We start from the raw sequence: 23,142 nt of genomic DNA on the forward strand, positions 1-23,142 counted from the left end.
CGCATCGACAGGCCGGACATATGGATGCAAGCGATCCGATCAAACCTCAAAATGCTCTTGTGCCACGGGGGCCGTCCACATATGGGTCCCGGATCAGCGCTCCGCTCCTGACAACGCTACGCGTTGCCAGAAGCTACGCTTGTCGGGGACGACAGCGGTGATTTGAGGCCCGCTTCTCGCGCCTCAAAGCTCACACCGCAATGACGTGATCGTCGATCTCGTCGATCCGGTTGACGCCGCACAGGCCCATCGTCGTGAGCAGCTCCTTCTGGATGATGTCGATCGCCTTGGCGACGCCGGCCTGGCCGCCGGCACCGAGGCCGTAGGCATAGGCGCGGCCGATCATGCAGGACTTTGCGCCGAGCGCGAGCGCGCGCATCACGTCCTGGCCGGAGCGGATGCCGCCGTCGAACATGATCTCCATCCTGTCGCCGACCGTGTCCGCGATCTCCGGCAACACCTCGATCGAGGACGGCGCGCCGTCGAGCTGCCGGCCGCCATGGTTGGAGACGACGAGCGCCTGCGCGCCGGTCTTGGCGGCTTCCTCGGCGTCCTCGACGTCCAGAATGCCCTTGATGACGAGCTTGCCCGGCCAGATGCTGCGGACCCACTCGACGTCCTTCCAGTTCAGGGACGTGTCGAACTGCGATGCGGTCCACTCGGCGAGGCGGTTGAGATCCTCGGTGTTCTTCACGTGGCCGGCGATGTTGCCGAAGGTGCGGCGCTTGCCCTGCAGCACGCCGGCGACCCAGGCCGGCTTGCTGGCGAAATCCAGGAGCTTCGACAGCGACCACTCGGGGGGCACCGTCATACCGTTCTTGATGTCGGCGTGGCGCTGTCCGATCACCTGCAGGTCGACGGTCAGCACCAGCGCGCTGCACTTGGCCGCCATGGCGCGCTGGATCAGGTCCTTGATGAAGCCGCGGTCCTTCATCACGTAGAGCTGGAACCAGAACGGCTTCTCGACATTGGCGGCGATGTCCTCGATCGAGCAGATCGACATCGTCGATTGCGTGAACGGGATACCGGCGGCCTGCGCCGCGCGGCAGGCGTAGATTTCGCCGTCGCCATGCTGCATGCCGAGCAGGCCGACGGGCGCCAGGATCAGCGGCATGGTCGAGGGCTCGCCGAGGATCGTGGTCGCGGTGTCGCGCTTGGAGACGTCGACCAGGATGCGCTGGCGGAACTTGATCGCCTGCATATCCTCGCGGTTGGCGCGCAGCGTTTCCTCGGCATAGGAGCCGCGGTCGCAATAGTCGAAAAACGCCTTCGGCACGCGGCGCTTATGCAGCGCGCGAAGATCGTCGATACAGGTGATGTGCTTCATGAACGTTTCCCCGGCCCGTCTTTACCCAAGAGTCTTGCATCGGAAGATCGAGGGGTCATCTAGCATGGTTGGATGCACAGCCAAATCGTTTGAGAGGAGGGTGCCATGACGAGGCCACACGCGAGACCTTCGCCGGAAGAGATCAAGGAGAAGAAGGATCTCGAGGACGCGCTGGAAGAGGGGCTGGAAGAGACCTTTCCGGGCTCCGATCCCGTCAACGTCACCCAGCCGGCGCCGAGCCGCGACGACGGCCATGTGAAGCGCTCGGGCTAGGGCAGGTTCCGCCCGCTTTCCGCTGGTCACGCCGGAACTATAATGTTAACAATGTGTTACTGGGACGGCGGCGAGCCTGGTTCCGTAATGATTCATCATATTTTTTGAAGCCAAGTTAGCCGCGATGGCTTTATAAGGCCTCAGCAAATCAGGGATGCGGGGCCTGTTCGGGCAGCCCGTGGTTGTAGAGGGGAGTCCCTGGTTGTTGCTTGGGGGACGATATGAGTCGCAAATATTTCGGGACGGACGGGATCCGGGGCCGCGCCAACGGACTGATCACGCCGGAGCTCGCGCTCAAGGTCGGCCAGGCCGCAGGCCTCGCATTTCAGCGCGGTGACCACCGCCACCGGGTCGTGATCGGCAAGGACACCCGCCTGTCCGGCTACATGATCGAATACGCGATGGTCGCAGGCTTCACCTCGGTCGGCATGGACGTGCTGCTGGTCGGCCCGATGCCGACGCCGGCGGTCGCGATGCTGACCAAGTCGATGCGCGCCGATCTCGGCGTGATGATCTCGGCCTCGCACAATCTGTTCGAGGACAACGGCATCAAGCTGTTCGGGCCGCAGGGCTTCAAGCTCTCCGACGACGTCGAGCGGCAGATCGAGCAGCTGCTCGACGAATGCCTCGACAAGAGGCTCGCGCAGAGCGCGAGCCTGGGCCGCGCCCGCCGTATCGACGGCGTGCATGACCGCTACATCGAATTCGCCAAGCGCACGCTGCCGCGCGACCTCTCGCTCGACGGGCTGCGCGTCGTGATCGATTGCGCCAACGGCGCCGCCTACAAGGTGGTGCCAGAAGCGCTGTGGGAGCTGGGCGCCGACGTCGTGCCGATCGGCGTCGAGCCCGACGGTTTCAACATCAACAAGGATTGCGGCTCGACCTCGCCGGAGGCGCTGTCGAAGAAGGTGCGCGAGATGCGCGCCGACATCGGCATTGCGCTGGACGGTGACGCCGATCGCGTCATCCTGGTCGACGAGCGTGGTCATGTCGTCGACGGCGACCAGCTGCTCGCGGTGATCGCGCAGAGCTGGAAGGAAGACGGACGCCTCTCGCGTCCCGGCATCGTCGCCACCGTGATGTCCAATCTCGGCCTCGAGCGCTTCCTCAAAGGGCAGGGGATCGATCTCGTGCGCACGCCGGTCGGCGACCGCTACGTGCTCGAGCAGATGCTGAACGGCGGTTACAATCTCGGCGGCGAGCAGTCAGGCCACATCATCCTGTCCGACTACGCCACCACCGGCGACGGCTTCGTGGCCGCCTTGCAGGTGCTGGCCGTGGTGCAGAAGCTGCGCCGCCCGGTGTCGGAAGTCTGCCACCGCTTCGATCCGCTGCCGCAGATCCTCAAGAACGTCCGCCACAAGGGCGGCAAGCCGCTCGATGATTCCGACGTCAAGTCGGCGATCTCCGACGGCGAGAAGCGCCTCAACGGCCACGGCCGTCTCCTGATCCGCTCCTCCGGCACCGAGCCGGTGATCCGCGTCATGGGCGAAGGCGAGGACCGCATCCTGGTCGAGGACATCGTCGACACCATCGTCTCCGCGCTCGGCCAGGCCGCGGCGTAAGCGCGCCGGATGAGGGGTATCTCTCCGCGAACGCAGATATCGTAGGGTGGGCAAAGCGACAGCGTGCCCACCCTTCTGGCGCCGTATCGGAAAGATGGTGGGCACGGCGCAAGCGCGCCTTTGCCCACCCTTGTATTAGCGCACTGGGTTAGGATGGCCACGTTCCGTGAGGAATGGCCCAGCTCGGGTGGCCGCCTGAGCTGGGCCGCCGATCGATCGGATCGATGCCCACCGAAGCCTTGAGGGCTGCGTTTCGTAGCAGGATCGCGGTCGGCACTTCATCGGGACCCGCATGGTTGAACGAACTCTAGGTTCGCATAACAAGGGAGGGTCGAGGAAGATGGCCAAGCGTATCACGATCTGTGCCGGGATCGATACCGGCAAAGATAAGCTCGACGTGGCGATCGATGGCAGCTCGGAGCAGCTGCGCGTCGACAACACGGCGGAAGGCCACCAGGCGTTGGTGGAGTGGTTGAAGGGCCACAAAGTCAAGCGGATAGGGATCGAGGCAAGCGGAGGCTATGAGCAGGCCGTCGTCGCCGAGCTGCGGCGCAGGCGGTTCGTCGTCATCCTGTTTCAGCCGAAGCAGGTTCGCGCCTATGGCACGTTCCATCGGTTGCTCGCCAAGAACGACAGGATCGACGCAGCGCTGATCGCAATGTGTACTGCCGCAGTCAAGACGATCCATCCCGCCCCGGACCCGCGGCTGCAGCCTCTTGCCGAGCATTTGACGATGGTCGAACAGCTCACCGAGGACATTGCAAGACTGAAGAACCGGCTCGAGAGCTGCCGCGACAAGCGTATTCAAGGGCTCTGGAAGGAGCAGATTGCTCTCTTGGCGAAGTCAAAACGAGCCGAGTTCAAGGCCCTGGTGGCGGCGATCCGCAAGCATCCTGATTTCGCCGCACGGCTCGATCTGATCCACAGCGTCGCCGGCTGCGGCCGCCCGACCGCGGTGGCCGTGCTGGTCAGGATGCCCGAGATCGGCAACGTCACGCGCGAGCAGGCCGCAGCGCTCAGCGGGCTTGCGCCCTACGACGACGACAGCGGCAATCGCGTCGGCGCCCGTCACATCACAGGCGGACGCGAACGCCTGCGCCGGGCGCTCTACACCGCGGCTTTTCCGGCATCCTTCCGCTGGAATCCGCAACTCATGGGCCTGTACAGCCGGCTGATCGCCGCCGGCAAGTGCCACAAATCCGCGCTCGTCGCCTGCGCCAGGAAGTTGCTCGTCATTATCAACGCCGTCGTCGCCCGCGGAACGCCGTGGGGCGCCCAGGCGCCACAAAATGCCAAACTGTCCGTCGCCTGACCCGCGTTTCTTTGTTCGATCAGGCGACCGTTTCTTCGTCCCGACCTGCCATCACAACGACGCCGCGTGCCGCGGCCGTCAAGGCTGGCCGTCGCTCAGTTCCCGCCTCACACAAGATGCCGCCAGGCCACGCCTTGACGGCCGCAAGCGCGGCGTCATGCTCCAGGCAATCGGGGCGTCGCTTTAATGGTTGCTACGATATCGGACTCGCGGAGAGGGCTAAGACACCCGCATTCCAGCCATTTGCGATTGGCGCTGGTTCCATCACCGCTTGCATCGTAATCAGCAGGTCGAGGCAATCTGCCGTGCCGGGATGCTGCATTGAGCAAGTCTGTCGTCGTCTCAGAGGAAACGCTGACCAAGCCCGTCGTCGTCGCCGACGTAGCAGCGCCCGGTGCCAAGGCCGCTGCCGGGCCGGCCTATGTCGTGCTTGCCGGCATCAGCTTCTCGCACTTCCTCAACGACACCATGCAGTCGCTGATCGCCTCGGTGTATCCGATCCTGAAGGACACCTACGCGCTCGACTTCGCGCAGATCGGCATGATCACGCTGGCCTTCCAGTTCACGGCCTCGCTGCTGCAGCCGGTGGTCGGCCACTACACCGACAAGAAGGCGCAGCCCTATTCGCTGTCGATCGGCATGGCCTCGACCTTCTTCGGCCTGCTGCTGCTCAGCGTCGCGCAGCAATATCTCGTCATCCTCGTCGCCGCCGCGCTGGTCGGCCTCGGCTCGGCGGTGTTCCATCCCGAATCCGCGCGAATCGCGCGGCTCGCCTCCGGTGGCCGCTACGGCTTTGCGCAATCGGTGTTTCAGCTCGGCGGCAGCTTCGGCACCTCGATGGGGCCGGTGCTCGCTGCGCTGATCGTGGTGCCGTTCGGGCAGGGCAGCATCGCCTGGTTCTCCTCGATCGCGTTCCTCGCGATTCTCATCCTCTGGCGCATCGGGCGCTGGTACGCGCCGCAGATCACGACGAAGAAGGCCGCGCCCGTCCACACCCGGCCCGGCGGGCCGAGCGCGCGCCGTGTTGCCGTTGCACTTCTTGTGCTGGTGGCGCTGCTGTTCTCAAAACAGCTCTACGTCTCGAGCCTGTCGAGCTATTACATCTTCTACCTGATCGACCGTTTCGGCGTGTCGACGCAGGCAGCGCAAATCTATCTCTTCATCTTCCTCGCGGCGAATGCGGTCGGCGCGTTCTTCGGCGGTCCTCTGGGTGATCGCTTCGGCCGCAAGATCGTGATCTGGATCTCGATCCTGGGCGCGCTGCCGTTCACGCTGGCGCTGCCCTATGCCGGGCTCTACGCCAGCGCGGTGCTGTCAGTGATCATCGGGCTGATCATCTCCTCGACGACGTCGTCGATCATCGTGTTCGCGCAGGAACTGGTGCCGCATCGCTTCGGCATGATCTCCGGCGTGTTCTTCGGCGTCGCCTTCGGCATCGGCGGCCTCGGGGCTGCCGTGCTCGGCAAGCTCGCCGACCACACCTCGATCGAGTTCGTCTATCAGGTCTGCGCCTATCTGCCGGCGATCGGGCTGCTCGCAATATTCCTGCCCAAGCTGCCGCGCCACGCGCGTTAACAGTTTCTGTTTTGCTGCGTTGCGGCTTCATACATCGTTAGCAATTGTGCTCCGCCCAACGCTTGCATTTTTGCACCGCTCCTGCCGCATCCGCGTGTACAGTGAGAAAAAATCAACCTTAAAAATTAGGGTTAAGTGGCGCTTAAACATTTAGTGCCATCGTCCGGGTCGTGAGTTTCCAGAACGTGAGGCGTCTGCATTTTGCCTCACCGGCCATAAGGACGAAGCCAATGCGTAGCGTTAAGTCTCTTCTTGCCGCGGGTGCGGCAACCCTGATCTCGTCGATGGCGTTTGCCGCCGACATGCCGATCGCCGCGCCCCCTCCGATGTACGCGCCGCCGGCTCCGCCCGCCGACTTCGGCGGCTGGTATCTCCGCGGCGACATCGGCTTCAGCAATCAGAAGACCAGTGATCTCCACTACGGCCGCGAGTCGGCGTATTCGCAGCTCACTTCGTTCGACCAGAAGACTTCGTTCGACACCGCCGGCATCTACGGCCTCGGCGTCGGCTACCGGTTCAACAACTGGTTCCGCGCCGACGTGACCGGACAGTACCGTGGCAACTCGAACTTCAAGGGCACGGATCGCTTCACGGGCACCGCCGGTGGCGTGGCCTACAACGGCATCGACAATTACAGCGCTAGCAAGTCCGAATGGCTGGTCCTGGCCAACGCGTATGTCGATCTCGGTACGTGGTGGTGCATCACGCCGTTCATTGGCGCCGGCGTCGGCGGCGCGCAGGTCTCGATCGCGAACTTCTCCGATACCGGCACCAACAGCCTGCCGTTCTCCACCACGAGCTTTGCCACCGCCCCGACGAGCTCGAAGTGGAATTTCGCCTGGGCCGCTCATGCGGGCCTTGCCTATAAGGTCAATCCGAACCTCGTCCTCGAACTCGCCTACAGCTATGTCGATCTAGGCCCGGGGCAGACCGGAATTCTGTCGGATTACACTGGCGCGACGACCAACAACGTCTTCAAGTTCAAGGACATCACTTCGCATGACCTGAAGTTCGGCGTGCGCTGGAATCTCGACAGCCCGCCGGCCTACGTGCCGCCGCCGCTCGTCACCAAGGGCTGATCGGCAGCCTCATCGCTTAAGACGTCTTAACGGCGCGGGATCATCCCGCGCCGTTTTGCTTTGCGGATTTTTCATGGCTCGATGGCGGCGAAATCGCCGGACGCAACCATTGGTTAAGGTTAACGAGCCATGATCATCGGCGAAGTTTCGGGTCCGATTTGGAGCGTTGCAATGCGTAGGCTTTGGCTGGTGGCGGCGATGTTGGGGATGGTGTCGGCTGCGCACGCGGCGGACATGCCGGACCTGCCCATCCTGCGCGGCAGCTTCACCGATGGCTTGTCGAAGGCGAGCCACAATTGGGACGGCTTCTATGTCGGCGGCCAGTTCGGCTTTGCCACCACCGACATCGACTTCAGTCACGCCCCGAAGTCGATGACCGATTTCATGCTTCGCAACAGCATTCTCCAGGCTCCGGTCGGCGGTTGGTCGCTGCTGCCGAAGAACCACGTACAGTCGACCGGCTTCGGCGCCTATATCGGCAAGAATTGGCAAATCTACGATGCCGTGATGGGCGTCGAAGCCAATTACAGCTACATGAACAACATCTCGAGTTCGGCCAGCGATTCCATGACTCGGATTCTCGATGGCGAGACGGCGCCGGCCGGCCATACCTATACCTATGTCACCACGCTCGGCGGTGGTGCTGCGCTGAAGCTGAAGGATTACGCCACCTTCCGTGGCCGGATCGGCTGGGACGGCGGCGATTTCATGCCGTATGGCTTCGCCGGATTGGCGATCGGGCGCGCTGAAGTCTCGCGCTTCGCGACCGTGCATTGGCAGAAATACGACGACTTCGACGACAGCGTGGTCAGCGGCGGTGTGACCACGACGGTTCATCGCCATCTGCCAGCCGGTTCAGACACGCTGTCCAAGGTCGAGGAACGAACCAACAGCTTCATGTACGGGTGGACGGCCGGTATCGGCATCGAATACGCGATCTGCGGTAATTTCCTGGTTCGCGGCGAATGGGAGCATGTCGGCTTCTCGAACGTGAAGGACATCACCGTTGGCCTGAACAACTTCCGTGTCGGCGCCGGCTACAAGTTCTGAGCGGTCCGCTTCCTGTTGACAGCTTCGCTTCGTCCTGATGCTCTGTCGCTCCGACAGCGGGGCGGCAGCGATGAAGATCTTCGGCGACAGCAATTCGGGCAATTGCCTCAAGGTGAAGTGGGTCTGCGACAAGCTCGCGCTGCCCTATCGCTGGATCGAGATCGACACAAGCAAGGGCGAGACGCGCACGCCGCAATTCCTCAAGATGAACGGCGCCGGCCAGGTGCCGACCGTCGAATTCGACGACGGCCGCACGCTGGCGCAGTCCAACGCCATCATCCGCTATCTCGCCCGCGACAGCGGCCTCATTCCGCGCGATGCTTTCGCTGCGGCGAAGATGGACGAATGGCTGTTCTGGGAGCAGTACAGCCACGAGCCCTATATCGCGGTGTGCCGCTTCCTCATCGTCTATCTCGGCAAGGACGTATCCGAGCTCGATCCTGAAAAGGTCAAGCGCGGCTATGCGGCGCTCGACCGCATGGAGCAGCATCTTGCCACCAGCCGCTTCTTCGCCGGCGATGCCGTCTCGCTCGCCGACGTCTCGCTGCTCGCCTATACGCGCCTCGCGCATGAAGGCGGTTTCGATCTCGGTCGCCATGCGGCCATCCGCCGCTGGATCGGTGCGGCCGAGGCCTTTCTCGGCCTGCCGCCGGCGCGCTGATTCTTGGGCCGATTCTCGCGCTGATTCCTGGAGTTTCCCGTATGAACGATAAGTCCGTGTCGATCCGTCCCGCGCGCCGCGAGGACGTCCCGGCGATCGTGGCGATGCTGGCCGATGATCATCTCGGGCGCGCGCGCGAGCGCGTGGAGGATCCGCTGCCTGCGCCCTACTACGCGGCATTCGAGCGGGTCGAGCGCGATCCAAATCTGTCGCTCGTGGTTGCCGAAAGCGAGGGCAAAGTGGTCGGCTGCCTGCAACTCGCTGTTCTCTCTGGCATCAGCTCGCAAGGCGGCATCCGCGGTCTGCTCGAGGATGTGCGCGTTGCTTCCGATTGTCGCAGCCGCGGCATCGGCGAGCAGTTGGTACAATGGGCCGTGACGGAAGCAAAGGCGCGCGGCTGCAATCTGGTCGAACTGCTGACGCACCAGACGCGCGTGGATGCGCAGCGCTTCTACAAGCGGCTCGGCTTCACAGCGAGTCATGTCGGCATGACTGTCCGCTTTTGAGGCAGCAAGAGCGTTTTCGAGCGAAGTGGATACCGGTTCGCGTAACGAAAACGCGTCAATACAAAAATCCAGAGTCTCGTTCCGGTTGTATCGGAATGGGGCTCTGGCCGCGTGCGGTTGCTGGATCAGCGAAATCGGATCGCGCATTCGTTCATCTTAAGAGCCGGTAAACTACCCGTCCGTCGTTCACGTGGACGCGGCAACGAACGGTGCTACGCAGCGTCAGACACCGGGCTCGGTCGGTTCGGGGATTTCGATGACAAGCTATTCAATCATCAAGGTCGGCAACGACTACGTTGTGCAGGCCAACGACAAGTGCATTCTGAAAGTCGGCAGCCGCCGCCGTGCCGCGCAATTGATCAGCGAGGCCACGGACTTGCTGAATGCGCTCACTGCTGTCGAATCCCCGGAAATCGCCCCCGAGGCGCCTTCACTCCAGCGTGAGACGCCCAAACTTCCTTGACGTCTCTTCCCGATTCCCGTATCAGCCGCGGCGGGACACCTCCCCCCAACGGGAGGCTTACTATCTGGAAGGGTAGATTATGACTGTAGCGAAGCCCGCTTCGCGGCCGACCGTGCCGCATTTCTCCTCCGGCCCCTGCGCCAAGCGCCCCGGCTGGAACGCCCAAAATCTCAAGGACGCAGCGCTCGGCCGCTCGCATCGTGCGAAGGTCGGCAAGACCAAGCTCAAGCTCGCGATCGATCTGACGCGCGAAGTGCTTGAAGTGCCCGCCGATTATCGCATCGGCATCGTGCCGGCCTCCGATACCGGCGCGGTCGAGATGGCGCTGTGGTCGCTGCTCGGCGCACGGCCCGTCACCACGCTCGCCTGGGAATCCTTCGGCGAGGGCTGGGTCAGCGACATCGTCAAGGAATTGAAGCTCAAGGACGTCACCAAGCTCAACGCTGCTTACGGTGAGATTCCCGACCTCTCCAAGGTCGATCCCAAGAGCGACGTCGTCTTCACCTGGAACGGCACCACCTCGGGCGTGCGCGTGCCGAACGCCGACTGGATCAGCGCGACCCGCGAAGGCCTGACCATCTGCGACGCGACGTCCGCCGCGTTTGCGCAAGCGCTCGACTGGGCCAAGCTCGACGTCGTCACCTTCTCCTGGCAGAAGGCGCTCGGCGGCGAAGCCGCGCACGGCATGCTGATCCTGTCGCCGCGCGCGGTGGAGCGGCTCGAGACCTACAAGCCGGCCTGGCCGCTGCCGAAGATCTTCCGCATGACCAAGGGCGGCAAGCTCAACGAAGGCATCTTCGTCGGCGAAACCATCAACACGCCCTCGATGCTCTGCGTCGAGGACTATCTCGATGCGCTGAACTGGGCCAAGTCGATCGGCGGCCTCAAGGCGCTGATCGCGCGCGCCGACGCCAACACCAAGGTGCTGGCCGACTGGAAGGCGAAGACGCCCTGGATTGACTTCCTGGCCAAGGACGCCTCGATCCGCTCCAACACCTCGGTGTGCCTGAAGTTCACCGATCCCGCGATCACCTCGCTCTCGGACGACGCACAGGCGGAGTTCAGCAAGAAGCTGGTCGCGCTGGTCGAGAAGGAAGGCGCCGGCTACGACTTCGCCTATTACCGCGATGCGCCGGCCGGCCTGCGCATCTGGTGCGGCGCCACGGTGGAAGCAAAGGACGTCGAACTGCTGACGCAGTGGATCGACTGGGCCTTCGCCGAGACCAAGGCCACGCTGGCCAAGGCGGCGTAGTTCGCTCCAACTTATTCTCGTCATGGCCGGGCTTGACCCGGCCATCCATCGATCAAGAGAGATGGATCCGCGGGGCTCTGGCGTGAAGACGCGCTTCGCGCTTAAGCCCGCAGATGACATTCCGTAAATGCAGCACGCACCACGGATCATCCCCATGACCAAACCCAAAGTTCTCATTTCCGACGCACTCTCTCCCGCCGCCGTGCAGATCTTCAAAGACCGCGGCGTCGAGGTCGACTTCCAGCCCAACCTCGGCAAGGACAAGGACAAGCTGGCCGAGATCATCGGCAATTACGACGGCCTTGCGATCCGCTCCGCGACGAAGGCGACCGCCAAGATCCTCGAGAAGGCGGCGAAGCTGAAGGTGATCGGCCGCGCCGGCATCGGCGTCGACAATGTCGAGATCCCGGCCGCGACGGCCAAGGGCATCATCGTGATGAACACGCCGTTCGGCAATTCGATCACGACCGCCGAGCACGCCATCACCCTGATGCTGGCGCTCGCCCGGGAGATCCCGCAGGCCGACATATCGACCCAGGCCGGCAAGTGGGAGAAGAACCGCTTCATGGGCGTCGAGATCACCGGCAAGGTGCTGGGCGTGGTCGGTTGCGGCAATATCGGCTCGATCGTCGCCGACCGCGCGCTCGGTCTGCGCATGAAGGTGATCGCGTTCGATCCGTTCCTGTCGCCGGAGCGCGCCAAGGACATCGGCGTCGAGAAGGTCGATCTCGACGACCTCCTCAAGCGCGCCGATTTCATCACGCTGCATACGCCGCTGACCGAGAAGACCAGGAACATCATCGACGCGGCCGCGATCGCCAAGATGAAGAAGGGCGTGCGCCTGATCAACTGCGCCCGCGGCGGCCTCGTCGACGAACAGGCGGTGGTCGATGCGCTCAATTCCAAGCACATCGCGGGTGCCGCCTTCGACGTCTTCGTCGAGGAGCCCGCGACCTCCAACGTGCTGTTCGGCCATCCCAACGTGATCTGCACCCCGCATCTCGGCGCCTCCACCACGGAAGCGCAGGAGAACGTCGCGCTCCAGGTCGCCGAGCAGATGTCGGATTACCTCTTGACCGGCGCGATCTCGAACGCGGTCAACTTCCCCTCGATCACGGCGGAAGAAGCGCCGAAGCTGAAGCCGTTCATCGCGCTCGCCGAGAAGCTCGGCTCGTTCGCCGGCCAGCTCACCGAGACCGGAATCCTCAAGGTCGAGATCACTTATGAGGGCCACGTCGCCGAGATGAAGATCAAGGCGATCACCTCCGCCGTGCTGTCGGGCCTGCTGCGACCGATGCTGGGCGAGGTCAACGTGGTGTCCGCCCCGGTCGTCGCCAAGGAGCGCGGCATGGTGGTGGACGAGATCGTGCGCGCCGCCCAGAGCGACTATGAAAGCCTGATCACCGTGACGGTCGCGACCGAACGCCAGGAGCGCTCGGTCTCCGGCACCGTCTATCACGACGGCAAGCCGCGCCTGGTCGACATCAAGGGCATCCGCGTCGACGCCGAGTTCGGCAAGTCGATGATCTACGTCACCAACGAGGACAAGCCGGGCTTCATCGGCAGTTTCGCCGGCCTCCTGGGCGACGCCAAGATCAATATCGCGACCTTCCATCTCGGCCGCGTCGAGCAGGGCGGCGACGCTATCGCGCTGGTCGAGGTCGACGGCGCGGTGCCGGCGGACGTGCTCGCCAAGGTGCAGGCCCTGCCGCAGGTCAAGCAGGCCAAGGCGCTGACTTTCTGAGGCGCGGTCATTCCGTGGCGCGCGCCACGGAATGACGGGCATCATATATTCCGACCTGCGGAACAACGCCGCCTCCCTCACCGGAGGCGGCGTTTTATTTTCCCGCACTCCCCCAACTTTGTGTACCAATGGCTGCAGGACGCTTCGTACCAATCGTTCGACAAGGGAGAAAACAATGCGTGAAGCCGTCATCGTTTCCTATGCGCGCACGGGCCTCGCAAAATCCGGCCGCGGCGGGTTCAACATCACGCCGCCGATGTCGCTCGCAGCCCACGCCATCCAGCACGCTGTGAGCCGCGCCGGCGTCGAGAAGGACTATGTCGAGGACTGCTATCTCGGCAATTGCGCCCACGGCGCGCCGAACATCGGCCGCCAGGCCGCGCTGCTCGCCGGTTTGCCGAAGACCACGGCCGGCGTCTCGGTGAACCGCTTCTGCTCATCGGGGCTGCAGACCATCGCGATGGCCGCCAACTCGATCCGCTCCGACGGCGCCGACTGCATCGTCGCCGGCGGCGTCGAGAGCATCTCGATCCCCGGCGGCGGCTCGCCGAAGGAATGGGTCGATCCTGATCTGCTCAAGGTCGCCCCCGACATCTTCATGGCGATGATCGACACCGCCGACATCGTCGCCGAGCGCTACAAGCTCAGCCGCGAATACCAGGACGAGTTCTCGCTGGAATCGCAGCGCCGCATGGCCGCGGCGCAGCAGGCGAACAAGTTCAAGGACGAGATCGTCCCGATGAAGACCAAGATGAAGGTGGTGGACAAGCAGACCAAGGCCGAGAGCATCGTCGACTACGTCGTCGATCGCGACGAGTGCAACCGGCCCGAGACCACGATGGATGGATTGGCAAAACTCGAGCCGGTGAAGGGCCCCGGCAAGTTCGTCACCGCCGGCAATGCCAGCCAGCTCTCCGACGGCGCCGCCGCCGTCGTGCTGATGGAGGCCAAGGACGCCGAGAAGCGCGGCCTCAAGCCGCTCGGCCGCTTCGTCGCCTGGGCGACCGCGGGCTGCGAGCCCGACGAGATGGGCATCGGCCCTGTGTTCGCGATCCCGAAGCTGCTCAAGCGCACCGGCCTCAAGATCGACGACATCGATCTGTGGGAGCTCAACGAGGCCTTCGCCAGCCAGTGCCTGTATTGCCGCGACCAGCTCGGCATCGATCCCGCCAAGTACAACGTCAACGGCGGCTCGATCGCGATCGGCCATCCGTTCGGCATGACCGGCGCCCGTCTCACCGGCCATCTGCTGCAGGAAGGCGCGCGGCGCAAGGCCAAGTGGGGCGTGGTGACGATGTGCATCGGCGGCGGCCAGGGCGGCGCCGGCCTGTTCGAGATCTACAGCTGAGACCAGGCACGATGAGAGCGAAAGGGCACGGCGCAAGCCGTGCCCTTTTTGTTCGGGCTGTATCCACATCGTCATTGCGAGCGAAGCGAAGCAATCCAGAGTCTCACCGCGGAGGCAGTCTGGATTGCTTCGCTTCGCTCGCAATGACGGAGGACGAATGCGATAGCCGTCGCCTCACGCCCCCGCCGTCACCGGAGCGAACGCCACTTCGATCAGCGTGCCGTGGCCGGCGCTCTTGATGTTGAACTGGGCGCGGTTGGCTTCGACCAGCGCTTTCGTCAGCGACAAATTGAGCGCGGAACTGTCTGCGGCGTCCCCGGGCGGCGGGGTGCGGAAGGGCTCCATGGCGGCAGCGACCTCGCGTTCTGAGAGGCCATGGCCGGTGTCGCGGATGCGAAGCGCGATCTCGCCGCGGTCGGTCATCGCCGTCGAGACGATGACCTGGCCGCCGGCGCTGGCCAGCCGGATCGAGTTCGAGATCAAATTCATGGTGATCTGCCGCATCGCGCGCGCGTCCACGCTCACCAGCGGCAGCGCATGCGCCAGCGAGGTGCGGATGATGATGCGCTCGCGGTTGGCCTGCGGCTGCATCACCACGACGCAGGCCTCGACGAGGTCGTTGAGGTTGAGGTTGGCGAAGGTGAGGTCGAGCTTGCCGGTCTCGATCCGCGACAGCTCCAGCAAATCGTCGATGATGGCGATGACGCGCTCGCCGGAGGCGCGGATGTCCTTCATGTATTCGCCGTAGCGCTCGTTGCCGAGGGTGCCGAAGCGCTCCGAGATCATCACCTCGGCAAAGCCGATGATGGCGTTGAGCGGGGTACGGATCTCGTGGCTGATGCGCGCCAGCATGTCGGCCTTGGCATTCGCCGCGCCGTCGACGAGGCGGCGGGCCTGCGTCAGCTCGCTCTCGCCCTTCTTGCTCTGCGACAGATCGCGGAACACGGCGAAGAAGTTCGGGCCGTCGGGCCGGGTGCGGCCCATGATCATCGCGAGCGGAATGGCGCCGCCCTTCTTCTCGCGCCCCAGCACCTCGCGGCCATGGTCGAGCAGGCTCGCGATGTCCTGGCTCTTCACGCTGTCGAGATAGTCGGCGACGACCTGCTGGCTCTCGGGCGCGAACAGCGCCACCAGGTTCTGCTCGAGCAGCGCATCGCCGTCATAGCCGAACAGCGCCTCGGCGCTGCGGTTGCAGGCGTGGATGTTGCCTTCGGCATCGAACATGACGATGCCCTCGGCCGTGGTGTCGAGGATCGCGGCGAGATCTTCGGCGTCGGCATCGCCGGCCGCAGGCTCGAGATCGGGCGCGTAGGGGAAGGACTCGGGAACGATGGGCTCGGCCACAACCGGCGGCGCAGCGACGGCGGCAGGGGCCGCCACCACAAGTGCAGGACTGGGCAGCGCGCAGATCAGCGCATGCGCGCTGTCGCCGTCCCAGTCGATGCTGTGCAGATGCGCTTCAGTCGTCGGCAGCGGCGCTTCACCATTGGGAAGCGTCGCGCTGATCGTCACCGGCGTGCCGCCTTGCGAGGTGCTGCTGGCCGACGACACGCCCGGCTCGACATAGAGCGCATCCAGCCCGCCGGCATGCTCCAGCGCGCTCAGGCTGGCATAGCCCATGCGCGCGAGGAACGCCGGGTTGGCGTAGAGCAGGCGGTCGAGGCGATAAATCAAAATGCCCGTCGGCAACAGATCGAGCAGCGTGCGGTCGCGCAGGCTGGTGCCGCGCGCCGGCGGCGCCGGCTCGGTCAGCCATTCGGCCGGCGCGGGCGGCGGCAGAGGTTCGGGCTCAAGCTCGGGCTCGGACAGCGGCGGCTCGGCTGTGATCTCCACGGCCGGCGGCTCGACGCTGGCGGCTGCGATGCTCTCGCGCTCGCGTTCGAGCCGCTCGGACAATTGCCGCGCGAGCTCGTTGAACGCGCTGTTCTCGACCGGCGTCAGCGTCGGCGATCTGGTATCGCCGGGGCTGCGGAACGGCACGACGTTGGGAGGCGTTTCCACGGATGTTTCCAAATCGGCTGGGTGTGAATTCGCTTCGGTGAGAGGTTCGGGCAGTTCGGCGACAGGCTCAGGTGTTGGCTCAGGCTCTGGCGGCTCGATCGGCGGCGGCGCCGCCGCTGCCTCAGCCTCAGGCTCGACGCTGTCGGCGGGCGGGCCTTGCGGCGCGACGAACAGCTCATAGCGGCGCAGCGCATCGAGCCGGTTGAGGCCGTCGAGATCGCGGCAGACGCCAAAACCTCTGAAGCCCGCAAAATTGCGATCGCAGTCGTAGACCGGCAGGCCGGCGAGCTCGACCGGCAGATGCTCGCCGCCGTCGGCCGGCCAGTTCACGGTGATCCCGGCCCAGGTGTCGTGGCTTTCGAGCGCCTGTGCGACGCGTCCCTCCGGATCGAGTGCAAACTGGTCGGCGATCTCGCGCCAGGGGCGGCCGAAGCCGGCCGCGGTGTGTGCACCCATCAGGCGGATGAATTCGTCCGAGCCGAGCACGAAGCGGCCCTCCGCATCCATCTGCCAGAGGAAGCGCAACGGATGCTGGCGCGGTGGCCCTGCGGGAGCGGGCGGCGGCTCGACCATGCCGCCAGTGATGGGCGCGGGCTGCGGCGGCACAATGGCTGCGTGCGGGTTTTCAACCGGAGTCTTTGGTGCGATGGCGATCGCTTCAAAGGTCGTTGCCGCGACAGGCTCTTCGGTAGCGACGGCGTCCTGGATCGACACGATCTCCGCCGCCGGCTCCCTCTCGGCCGGCTCGGCAAAGGCATCGAACAGCGGGATTGCGGATGCAGTCTCGTTCGACGGCGCGGGCTGCACATCGTCCGGCACCGCGGCCGCAGGGACAGGCGCCTCGGACGCGGCCGCTTCGCGCGCAATCTCCTGCACAGCTTCAGGCGCAGCATCCGCAGCCGCCGGCTCGATCAGCGCGACCAGGCCGACATCGGCGCCCGTGCCGACCCGTTGCAGCACCATCTGCCCGATGCCGATCGGCGTCTCGACGCGGCCTGTAGCGAGCGCATCGCTGCACGCCTGCTCGAGACCGGCCTCGGTCAGATCGCGGAAGCCGAGCAGGGGACGGGCGGCCTCGCTGGCGCCGACGAACAGTCCGTCGGGCGCGAACGCCGCCATCGGCACCTTCGCGGCCTCGACCAGGCGATGCAGCCGCTCGACCAGCGGCATGGCTTGCCCGGTCGGGTCCAGCGCGGTGACGAGCACGCCGTTCTTGCCGTCGGCAAAGTCGAGCCGCGCGCAGGCGCAGGTCATGAGCGTGCCGAGCCGGGCGCCGAAGCCGCGCAGCCGCTCCAGCCGCACGGCGCCGCTCGCCGGCAGCTGGCGAGCCAGCCGCGCCACCTGGCGGCGATGGCTGTCGGCGGGGCCGAAGATCTTCTCTGCTAGAGCGGCGGCATGGGCCGCGCCGAACAATCTTGCGCCGACCGGATTGGCCCACAGTACGCGGCTGCCGTCGACCGCAAAGAGCCAGGTGGCGAGCTGCGAGGTCGCATGCACGGCCAGCCGCGGATCGCCCACGCCTCGCAACTGGAAATCCGAACTACTCATCCAACCGGCTTCACGTCTCGCTGTCGGCGTCTTCTGGGGGCGGCTGCCGGAATGGCAGCCTTAAGAAAGGGTTAGTATTGCCCGCGGGCGCGGGCAGGTCCACGGCCCCGGAAGGCGGAGCGCGGCCGAAAGCCGCGATAACCTTAATGGTGCCACCCAAGCAAGCCGCACCCCGGCCGCATCCGCAGGATTCGCGGGGGAGGCAATCGTCAGGCCGTTGCCGAGGCCCACGCGGCACTCTCGGTGCCACCCTCCCCTGGAGGGGGAGGGTCGATCGCGCGCAGCGCGAGCGGGGTGGGGTGACGGTCTCTCCGCGACGGACAGTGCCCAAGTGGAGAGATCACCCCACCCCGTCACGCAATCTCGCTTCGCTCGATCGCGTGCCGACCCTCCCCCTCCAGGGGAGGGTAAGCAAGAGTCCCCCAGCCGTCGCCGGACTCTCCGCACCCCGCTACCTCAACCTCGGGTTCCCACCCCTAGGAACCTCATCCTGTCCGGGATTAAATTTCGCGATGCACTCCCGGATCGCGTTGCGTTGCACAATGTTGACATGATAGGAAGCAATATTACTCGGGCGCCGGCAAACCATCTCGTTTGTTTCGCGTTTCCAGTCTTCGTACCCGCTAATTCAGGTCCGGAAATCGGGGGCCGGCGGGCGCGCCGGACTCACTACACTTTTCCAAATTGTGAGGGACAACCATGACAGGTGCGACTGATCCGTTCTCTGCCTCGATCATTCCGTTCGAGGTTCCCGAGCAGATGCGTGCGTTCGCCGAGAAGGGCGTATCGCAGGCCCGCGAGAGCTACGCCAAGTTCAAGGACGCGGCCGAGACCCACAACGGCACCGTCGAGGCCGTATTCACCTGCGCCAGCAAGGGCGCGAGCGAGTACACCGCCAAGCTGGTCGAGTTCATGAAGGCCAACACCAGCGCCCATCTGGACTTCGCCCAGGAGCTGTTTGGCGCCAAATCGCCGTCCGAAGCGATGGAGCTGTGGACCGGCCATACCCGCAAGCAGCTCGAGACCCTGCAGTCCCAGGCCAAGGAGCTGGTCGAGATCGGCCAGCGCGTCGCCGCCGAGACCGCCGAGCCGATCAAGGCCTCCGCCTCGAAGTTCTACAAGCCCGCCGCCTGATAGGACCGGCTTGTTTTGATTAAGAAACCCGGGCCGCGAGGCCCGGGTTTTTTCACCTCTCCCTTCTTGTCCGCCGAAGCCTTGGCGAAGGCGGATGCGGGAGACGTCGGCGCGTTCCGGGCGATGCGAAGCATCGTCCCGCGCGCCGGGTGAGGGTTCTCTCCCCGCGGGGAGTCTCGTTGGAGGCGGGAGAGACAGCGCAGCACGCTTGTCGCCGCTATCAAGCCCGATTTCATTGCGCCGAGGGTGATTTCTGCTGGTTTTTCGTCCGTTTGCGGCCTTGCCAAAAACCCCCGTTGCACCTAGTTTCCGCCCCGTCCAGCCCCCTCGGTGATCGGCCCTCAAGGGCGCCCCAAGGCGCGGCTCGCAAGGATGCAGTTGTAGCTCAGTTGGTTAGAGCGCCTGTCTGTGGAACAGGAGGTCGGTGGTTCGAGCCCACCCAACTGTACCAATCTAGTCAGACGTTTAGGGAAAACGTCGAGAGCTGGCGCCCTCGTTTGTCTCCCTCATACGCGACTTGCCATCGACCGGGTTATTAACTCCAACTGAAGTAGTCGATCTTCGCCTTGCCAGACGCCTGAGGCTTGAGCAAGCTTCCACATTCTGCGGCCCGATCAGTCGGGCGATCCAGTCGAACTGTTGCTCACGTACTTGCATTCTTGCCAGGCGAAGCGCCTGAAAAGCCGCGTCGGCCAGCCGCTCGCCACCCAACCCGACCCGAACGCTATCATGCGCAAGAATATCGACGGTCGTGACAAGCCTTGTCGAAGCGAAGCGTTCTGCCGCCAGCCGGGTCGCCTTTTTTTCATCGATTGCCGCCGAACAGCCCCTGGCATGAGCGAGAGCAAGCGTCGCGGCCTCTCCATCGCCAAGTGACTCGGATGCCGGGCCCGATACGAGGGCAAAGAAGCTCTCCAATGCCCCTCCTTCAAGCTCGCGGACCAGCAGGACTTGGTCAGCAATCATTTCCTGTAAGAGGCCGATTTCCTGGCGACCGTTAGAAGAACCAAACTCTACCTCGCGCACAACGTTGGCGGTCAAAAAAACCGGCATCGCCAGCGCTTTCAAGATTGATGCGGCATGACCCGTCGCCAGAAGGTTGATCGCGACGCTCGAGTCGAGAACGAGCTCGCAATCCTCTTCAGTGAGGCAGCTTGAAAAGATCATCCGCCTCATCCTCTTCGGCAGCCGCTTCGTCGAGCAGCTCGCGGACTTGCGTTCGTTCGAGCTTCAGCATGTCTGACATCTGACCTTCACTGATCAGGCCTTTCTTCCACGCATTAATCGCCAGCAAAAACAGCCGCGATGATTGCGCGCCATCAATGAGGGAAGCTTCGTATGCGGCCGGCCCCAGGATTTGACGAACCTGCTCGTCAGTAATGCCTCCATTGTCCTTGAACCAATCCCAGGTGCCCTTTTTGGTTAGGCCGAGCTCTTCGAGGCGCATGACCATGGCCTGACGAGACACGCCGAAGAAGTCCGACAGCAAAATGATGTGTCGCCGCGTGAGATGGCTTGCCCCGGTCGTCAGTTCCTTGAACTTTTCCATGACGGCACGAGCCGGCGTCAAAAAGGCTCGCCCGAAAGCATTTGCGTAACGCTCCTCCCGTGAGTTCTCGTACTTTCCGTCCTGATAGACCTCAGGCTGCCGGCGGGTGGCGGTGAAATGCCCAAGCTCGTGACCGCCGGTCTGGTTTCGGCGATCCTTCCGGTGACTTGAGTTGATCAGAATGCAGGCGCCGACCGCCTCATCATATGCAAACAGTCCCGAGACTTTTGGATCAAGCTTGCGGCTATATACGCGCACCCCCAGCTGCAGCTCCATCAGCGCAAACAGATTCTGGACCGGACCCTCGCCAAGCCCGAGCCAGTTCCTCAAGTTTTGCGCATCGTGTGCCGCTTGGGTACGAACGTCACCCGGCAGGATTGGCTTCTCCGCCGGGTAATTCTGGGTTCGCCGCACGCCCAGAATACTTTCAAGTTCGACCTCCGCCCGGACGAGATCGTTCAACGTTCGCGCGGCCTGGTCGATACCGTCGTCGCCGGTTTCTGGAAGCGAGCGAAACCGGGGCACAAGGTCCACATGGACTGCCTCGCGTCGGAGCAGCGAATTGACCGAGACGCCATAAAAGCGACTGAGCGCTTGCAACTCGTCGATACGAGCACTGCGCTGTCCCTTCTCGATCGCGACGAGCGTGGTGCGTGCGATGTTAGCGGCCTTCGCACCCGCATCCTGGGTGACGTTCGCGGTTTCGCGCGCGACCTTCAATCTCTCGCCCAGTTCTATCGGGCTCAGCTCTCGGCTTGCGTCCGTCATTGTACCGTATCTATCCATTTCCTCACGAACGATCCTTCTCCGAGGTATCTCGTGAATGCGGACCATTCTGCTTCATGCCGCTGCAGAAGCCGTTCTAGCCCGCTCGCGACCAATTCTGGCGATTCTGCCAATGAGCGCGTCAATTCGCTCAACGTGCGACGTTTGAGAAGGGCATATTGGGCGGACGTTCGAATCCCGGCGAAGTGCTCGAGATGAAGCACTCCAGCCAGCGCATACTCGCGTAATGCTGGCGTCATATTGTTGAATTCGCGGGCCGCGCCTTCCGCGAAGGTGGGAGATTTCAGCGTCTCCCATACATAGGTCTCCTTCGGCTCGTTCAAGCCAGCGGCATGGACGCTCATCCGCCGCAACATGCACGCCGCGCAGATCCCGCACTGCCGCCACGTGCCCGATACCGACGCATGCCGCGACTGCTGCCAACACGAGCGCGTCTTGGCCCACTTCGCCGCTCCCTCGCCGCAGTTGTCGACGTATTCGCGCAGCGTCTCGCCCTTGGTCTTCCAGAGCTGCGGAAAGCGATAGCGCAGCTGATGTCCGAGCAGAACGCGGACAAACTTCTCCATCAGCACGGCAAACACCGGATGGTTTCGGTAGTCTGAATATCCCTGTCCAACCGGAAGGATCGCTGGGGCGAGAGCGCCTTGTCCGCTTTCGGGGACGATTACCGATGGCGCATCGATCAGATAGGCGGCAAGAGCGGACACAAGGCTGAATTTGAACCCACGGCTGCGCGCGCTCGTCTCGGCGTTGTTGCAGTCCAACTTAACCTTGTAGGGCAGCGCCGCAAACGGAGCATGAGACGAAGCCTTCCTCGGTATGTCCTGTCGTTTGGTGCCCACTCTTACACGTACAAGCCGGTGCCCGAGACGGTTACGAACGAGACCATCGACCGCCCGCGAATCCATGCCCTCGCTGTAGGCAATTACGGCCTCGGCATCGTTCGGAAACTCCATCCGGTTCTGCGCCGGCGTCGCGACGCTCGTCCTGCGAGCGCGAAACTCGAAATTCCAGTTGTCGCCGGTAAGAAGGTTGAGTGCATCGACCAACGCCCGCATCACCGAGCGATCCGACCATCTAGCGGGATCATGGACAGGAATACGGGCGGCGAAGCGCCTACCCCAGTTCATCGCACTGCGAGGTAGGCTGCGGTCGCAGAACTCGACCGTTGCTGCCACGACAAGCGCGTCGTAGACCACCGCCTGCCAATTGGTGGATGAAAAGGACTCCAATATCTCGGTATCGAAGCTGACGTTATAGTCTAGCTCGCAGGCCACCGCGCCCTTGCGCGGGCGGGCGCCACGCTCAACGACGTCGACGGTCAGTTCGTTCAGTTCGAGAAAGCGTACTACCGTGTTCTTCACAGCGGCACCCCGTCATTCACATCCCTCTTCCTGCGCGGTACGCGTTGCGTAGCCGGTTGCGGGTTCACCAGCATCAAACCAAGCTTGCTCTCCGACAACCCGGAGATGGCGCTCTGCAATCGCGCAGCCACGCCGTCCGCACGTCGCTGGCTCGACTTGCGCAGGTAATGCTCCTCCACCGATCGCGTGTTGGCGAACCCGCGCTCCTTGGCGGCGAGTCCCACGGCCTCATAAAGCGCTTCCTTGCCCTGGCGGCCCTCGTGAACAAGCTCGATACTCCAGGTGATCGCGTTCATTCCAAAAACGGAGCCGGCCGCGAGTGCTTTGGCGTCCTCTAACTGCTGAAGCGCGATTTCGCGAAGCCCCAATGAATTATCGCGGCCGCTGAAAACGTCCTTCAAGGCGCTGAGCAGCGGTGCGGAGACCTCATTCCTGAAGTCGCTCGCGAGCGCATGTGATGCGGCTTCCCCGACCTGCTCGGCGTCGTAGGTAAGCTGATCACCGCGCTTGGCCAGTTCCTTCCGAGCCTTACGCATTCGCAAGCTTCTGTGGGGTCCGTCGCTCATGGCGCATCCTCTTGTCAGAAACTATATAGAAAAATCTGA

At 63.8% G+C, this 23,142-nt stretch carries 19 protein-coding genes and 1 tRNA gene; 14 read left to right on the top strand and 6 right to left on the bottom strand.

Translation table 11 applies throughout. The annotated features are described in order from the left end of the window. Positions 1–190: 190 nt before the first annotated feature. Complete coding sequence (locus GGD63_RS27105) at positions 191–1,327, bottom strand: alpha-hydroxy acid oxidase (protein ID WP_183246325.1); 1,137 nt, start codon at positions 1,325–1,327, stop codon at positions 191–193. Positions 1,328–1,432: 105 nt separating this feature from the next. On the opposite strand from GGD63_RS27105, the gene GGD63_RS27110 reads away from it, so the two are divergent. The 12 genes from GGD63_RS27110 to GGD63_RS27165 all read left to right on the top strand — a co-directional run bounded on the left by GGD63_RS27110 (position 1,433) and on the right by GGD63_RS27165 (position 14,155). Further along, positions 1,433–1,600 (top strand): hypothetical protein, encoded by a 168-nt coding sequence (locus GGD63_RS27110; protein WP_183246328.1) that lies wholly within the window; start codon positions 1,433–1,435, stop codon positions 1,598–1,600. Positions 1,601–1,821: 221 nt separating this feature from the next. Then, positions 1,822–3,165: a phosphoglucosamine mutase gene (gene glmM, locus GGD63_RS27115; RefSeq protein WP_183246330.1), complete on the top strand. Its 1,344-nt coding sequence runs from the start codon at positions 1,822–1,824 to the stop codon at positions 3,163–3,165. Positions 3,166–3,505: 340 nt separating this feature from the next. Further along, a complete protein-coding gene (locus GGD63_RS27120; protein WP_183246332.1) occupies positions 3,506–4,477 on the top strand; it encodes an IS110 family transposase in 972 nt (323 codons plus the stop codon). 321 nt (positions 4,478–4,798) lie between these two features. Beyond that, a complete protein-coding gene (locus GGD63_RS27125; RefSeq protein WP_183246334.1) occupies positions 4,799–6,052 on the top strand; it encodes an MFS transporter in 1,254 nt (417 codons plus the stop codon). A 230-nt stretch (positions 6,053–6,282) separates the two neighbouring features. Continuing rightward, positions 6,283–7,131, top strand: coding sequence for an outer membrane protein (locus GGD63_RS27130; protein ID WP_246785659.1), 849 nt, complete (start codon positions 6,283–6,285; stop codon positions 7,129–7,131). A 171-nt stretch (positions 7,132–7,302) separates the two neighbouring features. Continuing rightward, positions 7,303–8,181, top strand: coding sequence for an outer membrane protein (locus tag GGD63_RS27135; protein ID WP_183246336.1), 879 nt, complete (start codon positions 7,303–7,305; stop codon positions 8,179–8,181). 70 nt (positions 8,182–8,251) lie between these two features. Further along, positions 8,252–8,842, top strand: a complete 591-nt coding sequence (locus GGD63_RS27140) for a glutathione S-transferase family protein (RefSeq protein ID WP_183246338.1) — start codon at positions 8,252–8,254, stop codon at positions 8,840–8,842. A gap of 41 nt (positions 8,843–8,883) precedes the next feature. Then, positions 8,884–9,348 carry a GNAT family N-acetyltransferase gene (locus GGD63_RS27145; protein WP_183246340.1) on the top strand — a complete coding sequence of 155 codons (465 nt, stop codon included), beginning with the start codon at positions 8,884–8,886 and terminating at the stop codon, positions 9,346–9,348. Positions 9,349–9,604: 256 nt separating this feature from the next. Continuing rightward, positions 9,605–9,811, top strand: coding sequence for a hypothetical protein (locus GGD63_RS27150; protein ID WP_183246342.1), 207 nt, complete (start codon positions 9,605–9,607; stop codon positions 9,809–9,811). A gap of 79 nt (positions 9,812–9,890) precedes the next feature. Continuing rightward, positions 9,891–11,063, top strand: a complete 1,173-nt coding sequence (locus tag GGD63_RS27155) for a phosphoserine transaminase (protein WP_183246344.1) — start codon at positions 9,891–9,893, stop codon at positions 11,061–11,063. A gap of 154 nt (positions 11,064–11,217) precedes the next feature. Further along, positions 11,218–12,807, top strand: coding sequence for a phosphoglycerate dehydrogenase (serA, locus tag GGD63_RS27160; protein WP_183246346.1), 1,590 nt, complete (start codon positions 11,218–11,220; stop codon positions 12,805–12,807). Between the two features lie 175 nt (positions 12,808–12,982). Beyond that, a complete protein-coding gene (locus GGD63_RS27165) occupies positions 12,983–14,155 on the top strand; it encodes a thiolase family protein (protein WP_183246348.1) in 1,173 nt (390 codons plus the stop codon). Positions 14,156–14,329: 174 nt separating this feature from the next. Here the strand turns inward: GGD63_RS27165 and GGD63_RS27170 are convergent, their stop codons facing one another. Then, a complete protein-coding gene (locus GGD63_RS27170) occupies positions 14,330–17,704 on the bottom strand; it encodes a PAS domain-containing protein (protein WP_183246350.1) in 3,375 nt (1,124 codons plus the stop codon). Between the two features lie 699 nt (positions 17,705–18,403). Between GGD63_RS27170 and GGD63_RS27175 the strand changes: the two genes are divergently transcribed. Together GGD63_RS27175 and GGD63_RS27180 are read left to right on the top strand one after the other, a co-directional pair. After that, a complete protein-coding gene (locus GGD63_RS27175; RefSeq protein WP_183246352.1) occupies positions 18,404–18,838 on the top strand; it encodes a phasin in 435 nt (144 codons plus the stop codon). A 374-nt stretch (positions 18,839–19,212) separates the two neighbouring features. Then, positions 19,213–19,289, top strand: a tRNA-His gene (locus GGD63_RS27180). A 14-nt stretch (positions 19,290–19,303) separates the two neighbouring features. On the opposite strand, the gene GGD63_RS27185 is transcribed toward GGD63_RS27180, so the two are convergent. From GGD63_RS27185 to GGD63_RS27200, 4 genes are read right to left on the bottom strand one after another with little or no spacing between them, the layout of a single operon-like run. After that, positions 19,304–20,005, bottom strand: coding sequence for a hypothetical protein (locus GGD63_RS27185; protein WP_183246354.1), 702 nt, complete (start codon positions 20,003–20,005; stop codon positions 19,304–19,306). Continuing rightward, the gene (locus GGD63_RS27190; RefSeq protein ID WP_183246356.1) at positions 19,980–21,155 is read right to left on the bottom strand and encodes an XRE family transcriptional regulator; all 1,176 of its coding nucleotides are present in this window, start codon (positions 21,153–21,155) and stop codon (positions 19,980–19,982) included. Before GGD63_RS27190 ends, GGD63_RS27185 begins: the two co-directional genes overlap by 26 nt. Further along, the gene (locus tag GGD63_RS27195; protein WP_183246358.1) at positions 21,152–22,537 is read right to left on the bottom strand and encodes a 7-cyano-7-deazaguanine synthase; all 1,386 of its coding nucleotides are present in this window, start codon (positions 22,535–22,537) and stop codon (positions 21,152–21,154) included. Before GGD63_RS27195 ends, GGD63_RS27190 begins: the two co-directional genes overlap by 4 nt. After that, complete coding sequence (locus GGD63_RS27200; RefSeq protein WP_183246360.1) at positions 22,534–23,103, bottom strand: hypothetical protein; 570 nt, start codon at positions 23,101–23,103, stop codon at positions 22,534–22,536. Before GGD63_RS27200 ends, GGD63_RS27195 begins: the two co-directional genes overlap by 4 nt. Positions 23,104–23,142 lie beyond the last annotated feature (39 nt).

Origin of the sequence: Bradyrhizobium sp. cir1, from assembly GCF_014198245.1 — a bacterium.
In the GTDB taxonomy this organism is placed as follows: domain Bacteria; phylum Pseudomonadota; class Alphaproteobacteria; order Rhizobiales; family Xanthobacteraceae; genus Bradyrhizobium.

Coding starts and splice junctions, on each gene's coding strand:
- GGD63_RS27105 (WP_183246325.1), bottom strand. CDS start 1,327: ATGAAGCACATCACCTGTATCGACGATCTTCGCGCGCTGCATAAGCGC.
- GGD63_RS27110 (WP_183246328.1), top strand. CDS start 1,433: ATGACGAGGCCACACGCGAGACCTTCGCCGGAAGAGATCAAGGAGAAG.
- glmM (WP_183246330.1), top strand. CDS start 1,822: ATGAGTCGCAAATATTTCGGGACGGACGGGATCCGGGGCCGCGCCAAC.
- GGD63_RS27120 (WP_183246332.1), top strand. CDS start 3,506: ATGGCCAAGCGTATCACGATCTGTGCCGGGATCGATACCGGCAAAGAT.
- GGD63_RS27130 (WP_246785659.1), top strand. CDS start 6,283: ATGCGTAGCGTTAAGTCTCTTCTTGCCGCGGGTGCGGCAACCCTGATC.
- GGD63_RS27135 (WP_183246336.1), top strand. CDS start 7,303: ATGCGTAGGCTTTGGCTGGTGGCGGCGATGTTGGGGATGGTGTCGGCT.
- GGD63_RS27140 (WP_183246338.1), top strand. CDS start 8,252: ATGAAGATCTTCGGCGACAGCAATTCGGGCAATTGCCTCAAGGTGAAG.
- GGD63_RS27145 (WP_183246340.1), top strand. CDS start 8,884: ATGAACGATAAGTCCGTGTCGATCCGTCCCGCGCGCCGCGAGGACGTC.
- GGD63_RS27150 (WP_183246342.1), top strand. CDS start 9,605: ATGACAAGCTATTCAATCATCAAGGTCGGCAACGACTACGTTGTGCAG.
- GGD63_RS27155 (WP_183246344.1), top strand. CDS start 9,891: ATGACTGTAGCGAAGCCCGCTTCGCGGCCGACCGTGCCGCATTTCTCC.
- serA (WP_183246346.1), top strand. CDS start 11,218: ATGACCAAACCCAAAGTTCTCATTTCCGACGCACTCTCTCCCGCCGCC.
- GGD63_RS27165 (WP_183246348.1), top strand. CDS start 12,983: ATGCGTGAAGCCGTCATCGTTTCCTATGCGCGCACGGGCCTCGCAAAA.
- GGD63_RS27170 (WP_183246350.1), bottom strand. CDS start 17,704: ATGAGTAGTTCGGATTTCCAGTTGCGAGGCGTGGGCGATCCGCGGCTG.
- GGD63_RS27175 (WP_183246352.1), top strand. CDS start 18,404: ATGACAGGTGCGACTGATCCGTTCTCTGCCTCGATCATTCCGTTCGAG.
- GGD63_RS27185 (WP_183246354.1), bottom strand. CDS start 20,005: ATGATCTTTTCAAGCTGCCTCACTGAAGAGGATTGCGAGCTCGTTCTC.
- GGD63_RS27190 (WP_183246356.1), bottom strand. CDS start 21,155: ATGACGGACGCAAGCCGAGAGCTGAGCCCGATAGAACTGGGCGAGAGA.
- GGD63_RS27200 (WP_183246360.1), bottom strand. CDS start 23,103: ATGAGCGACGGACCCCACAGAAGCTTGCGAATGCGTAAGGCTCGGAAG.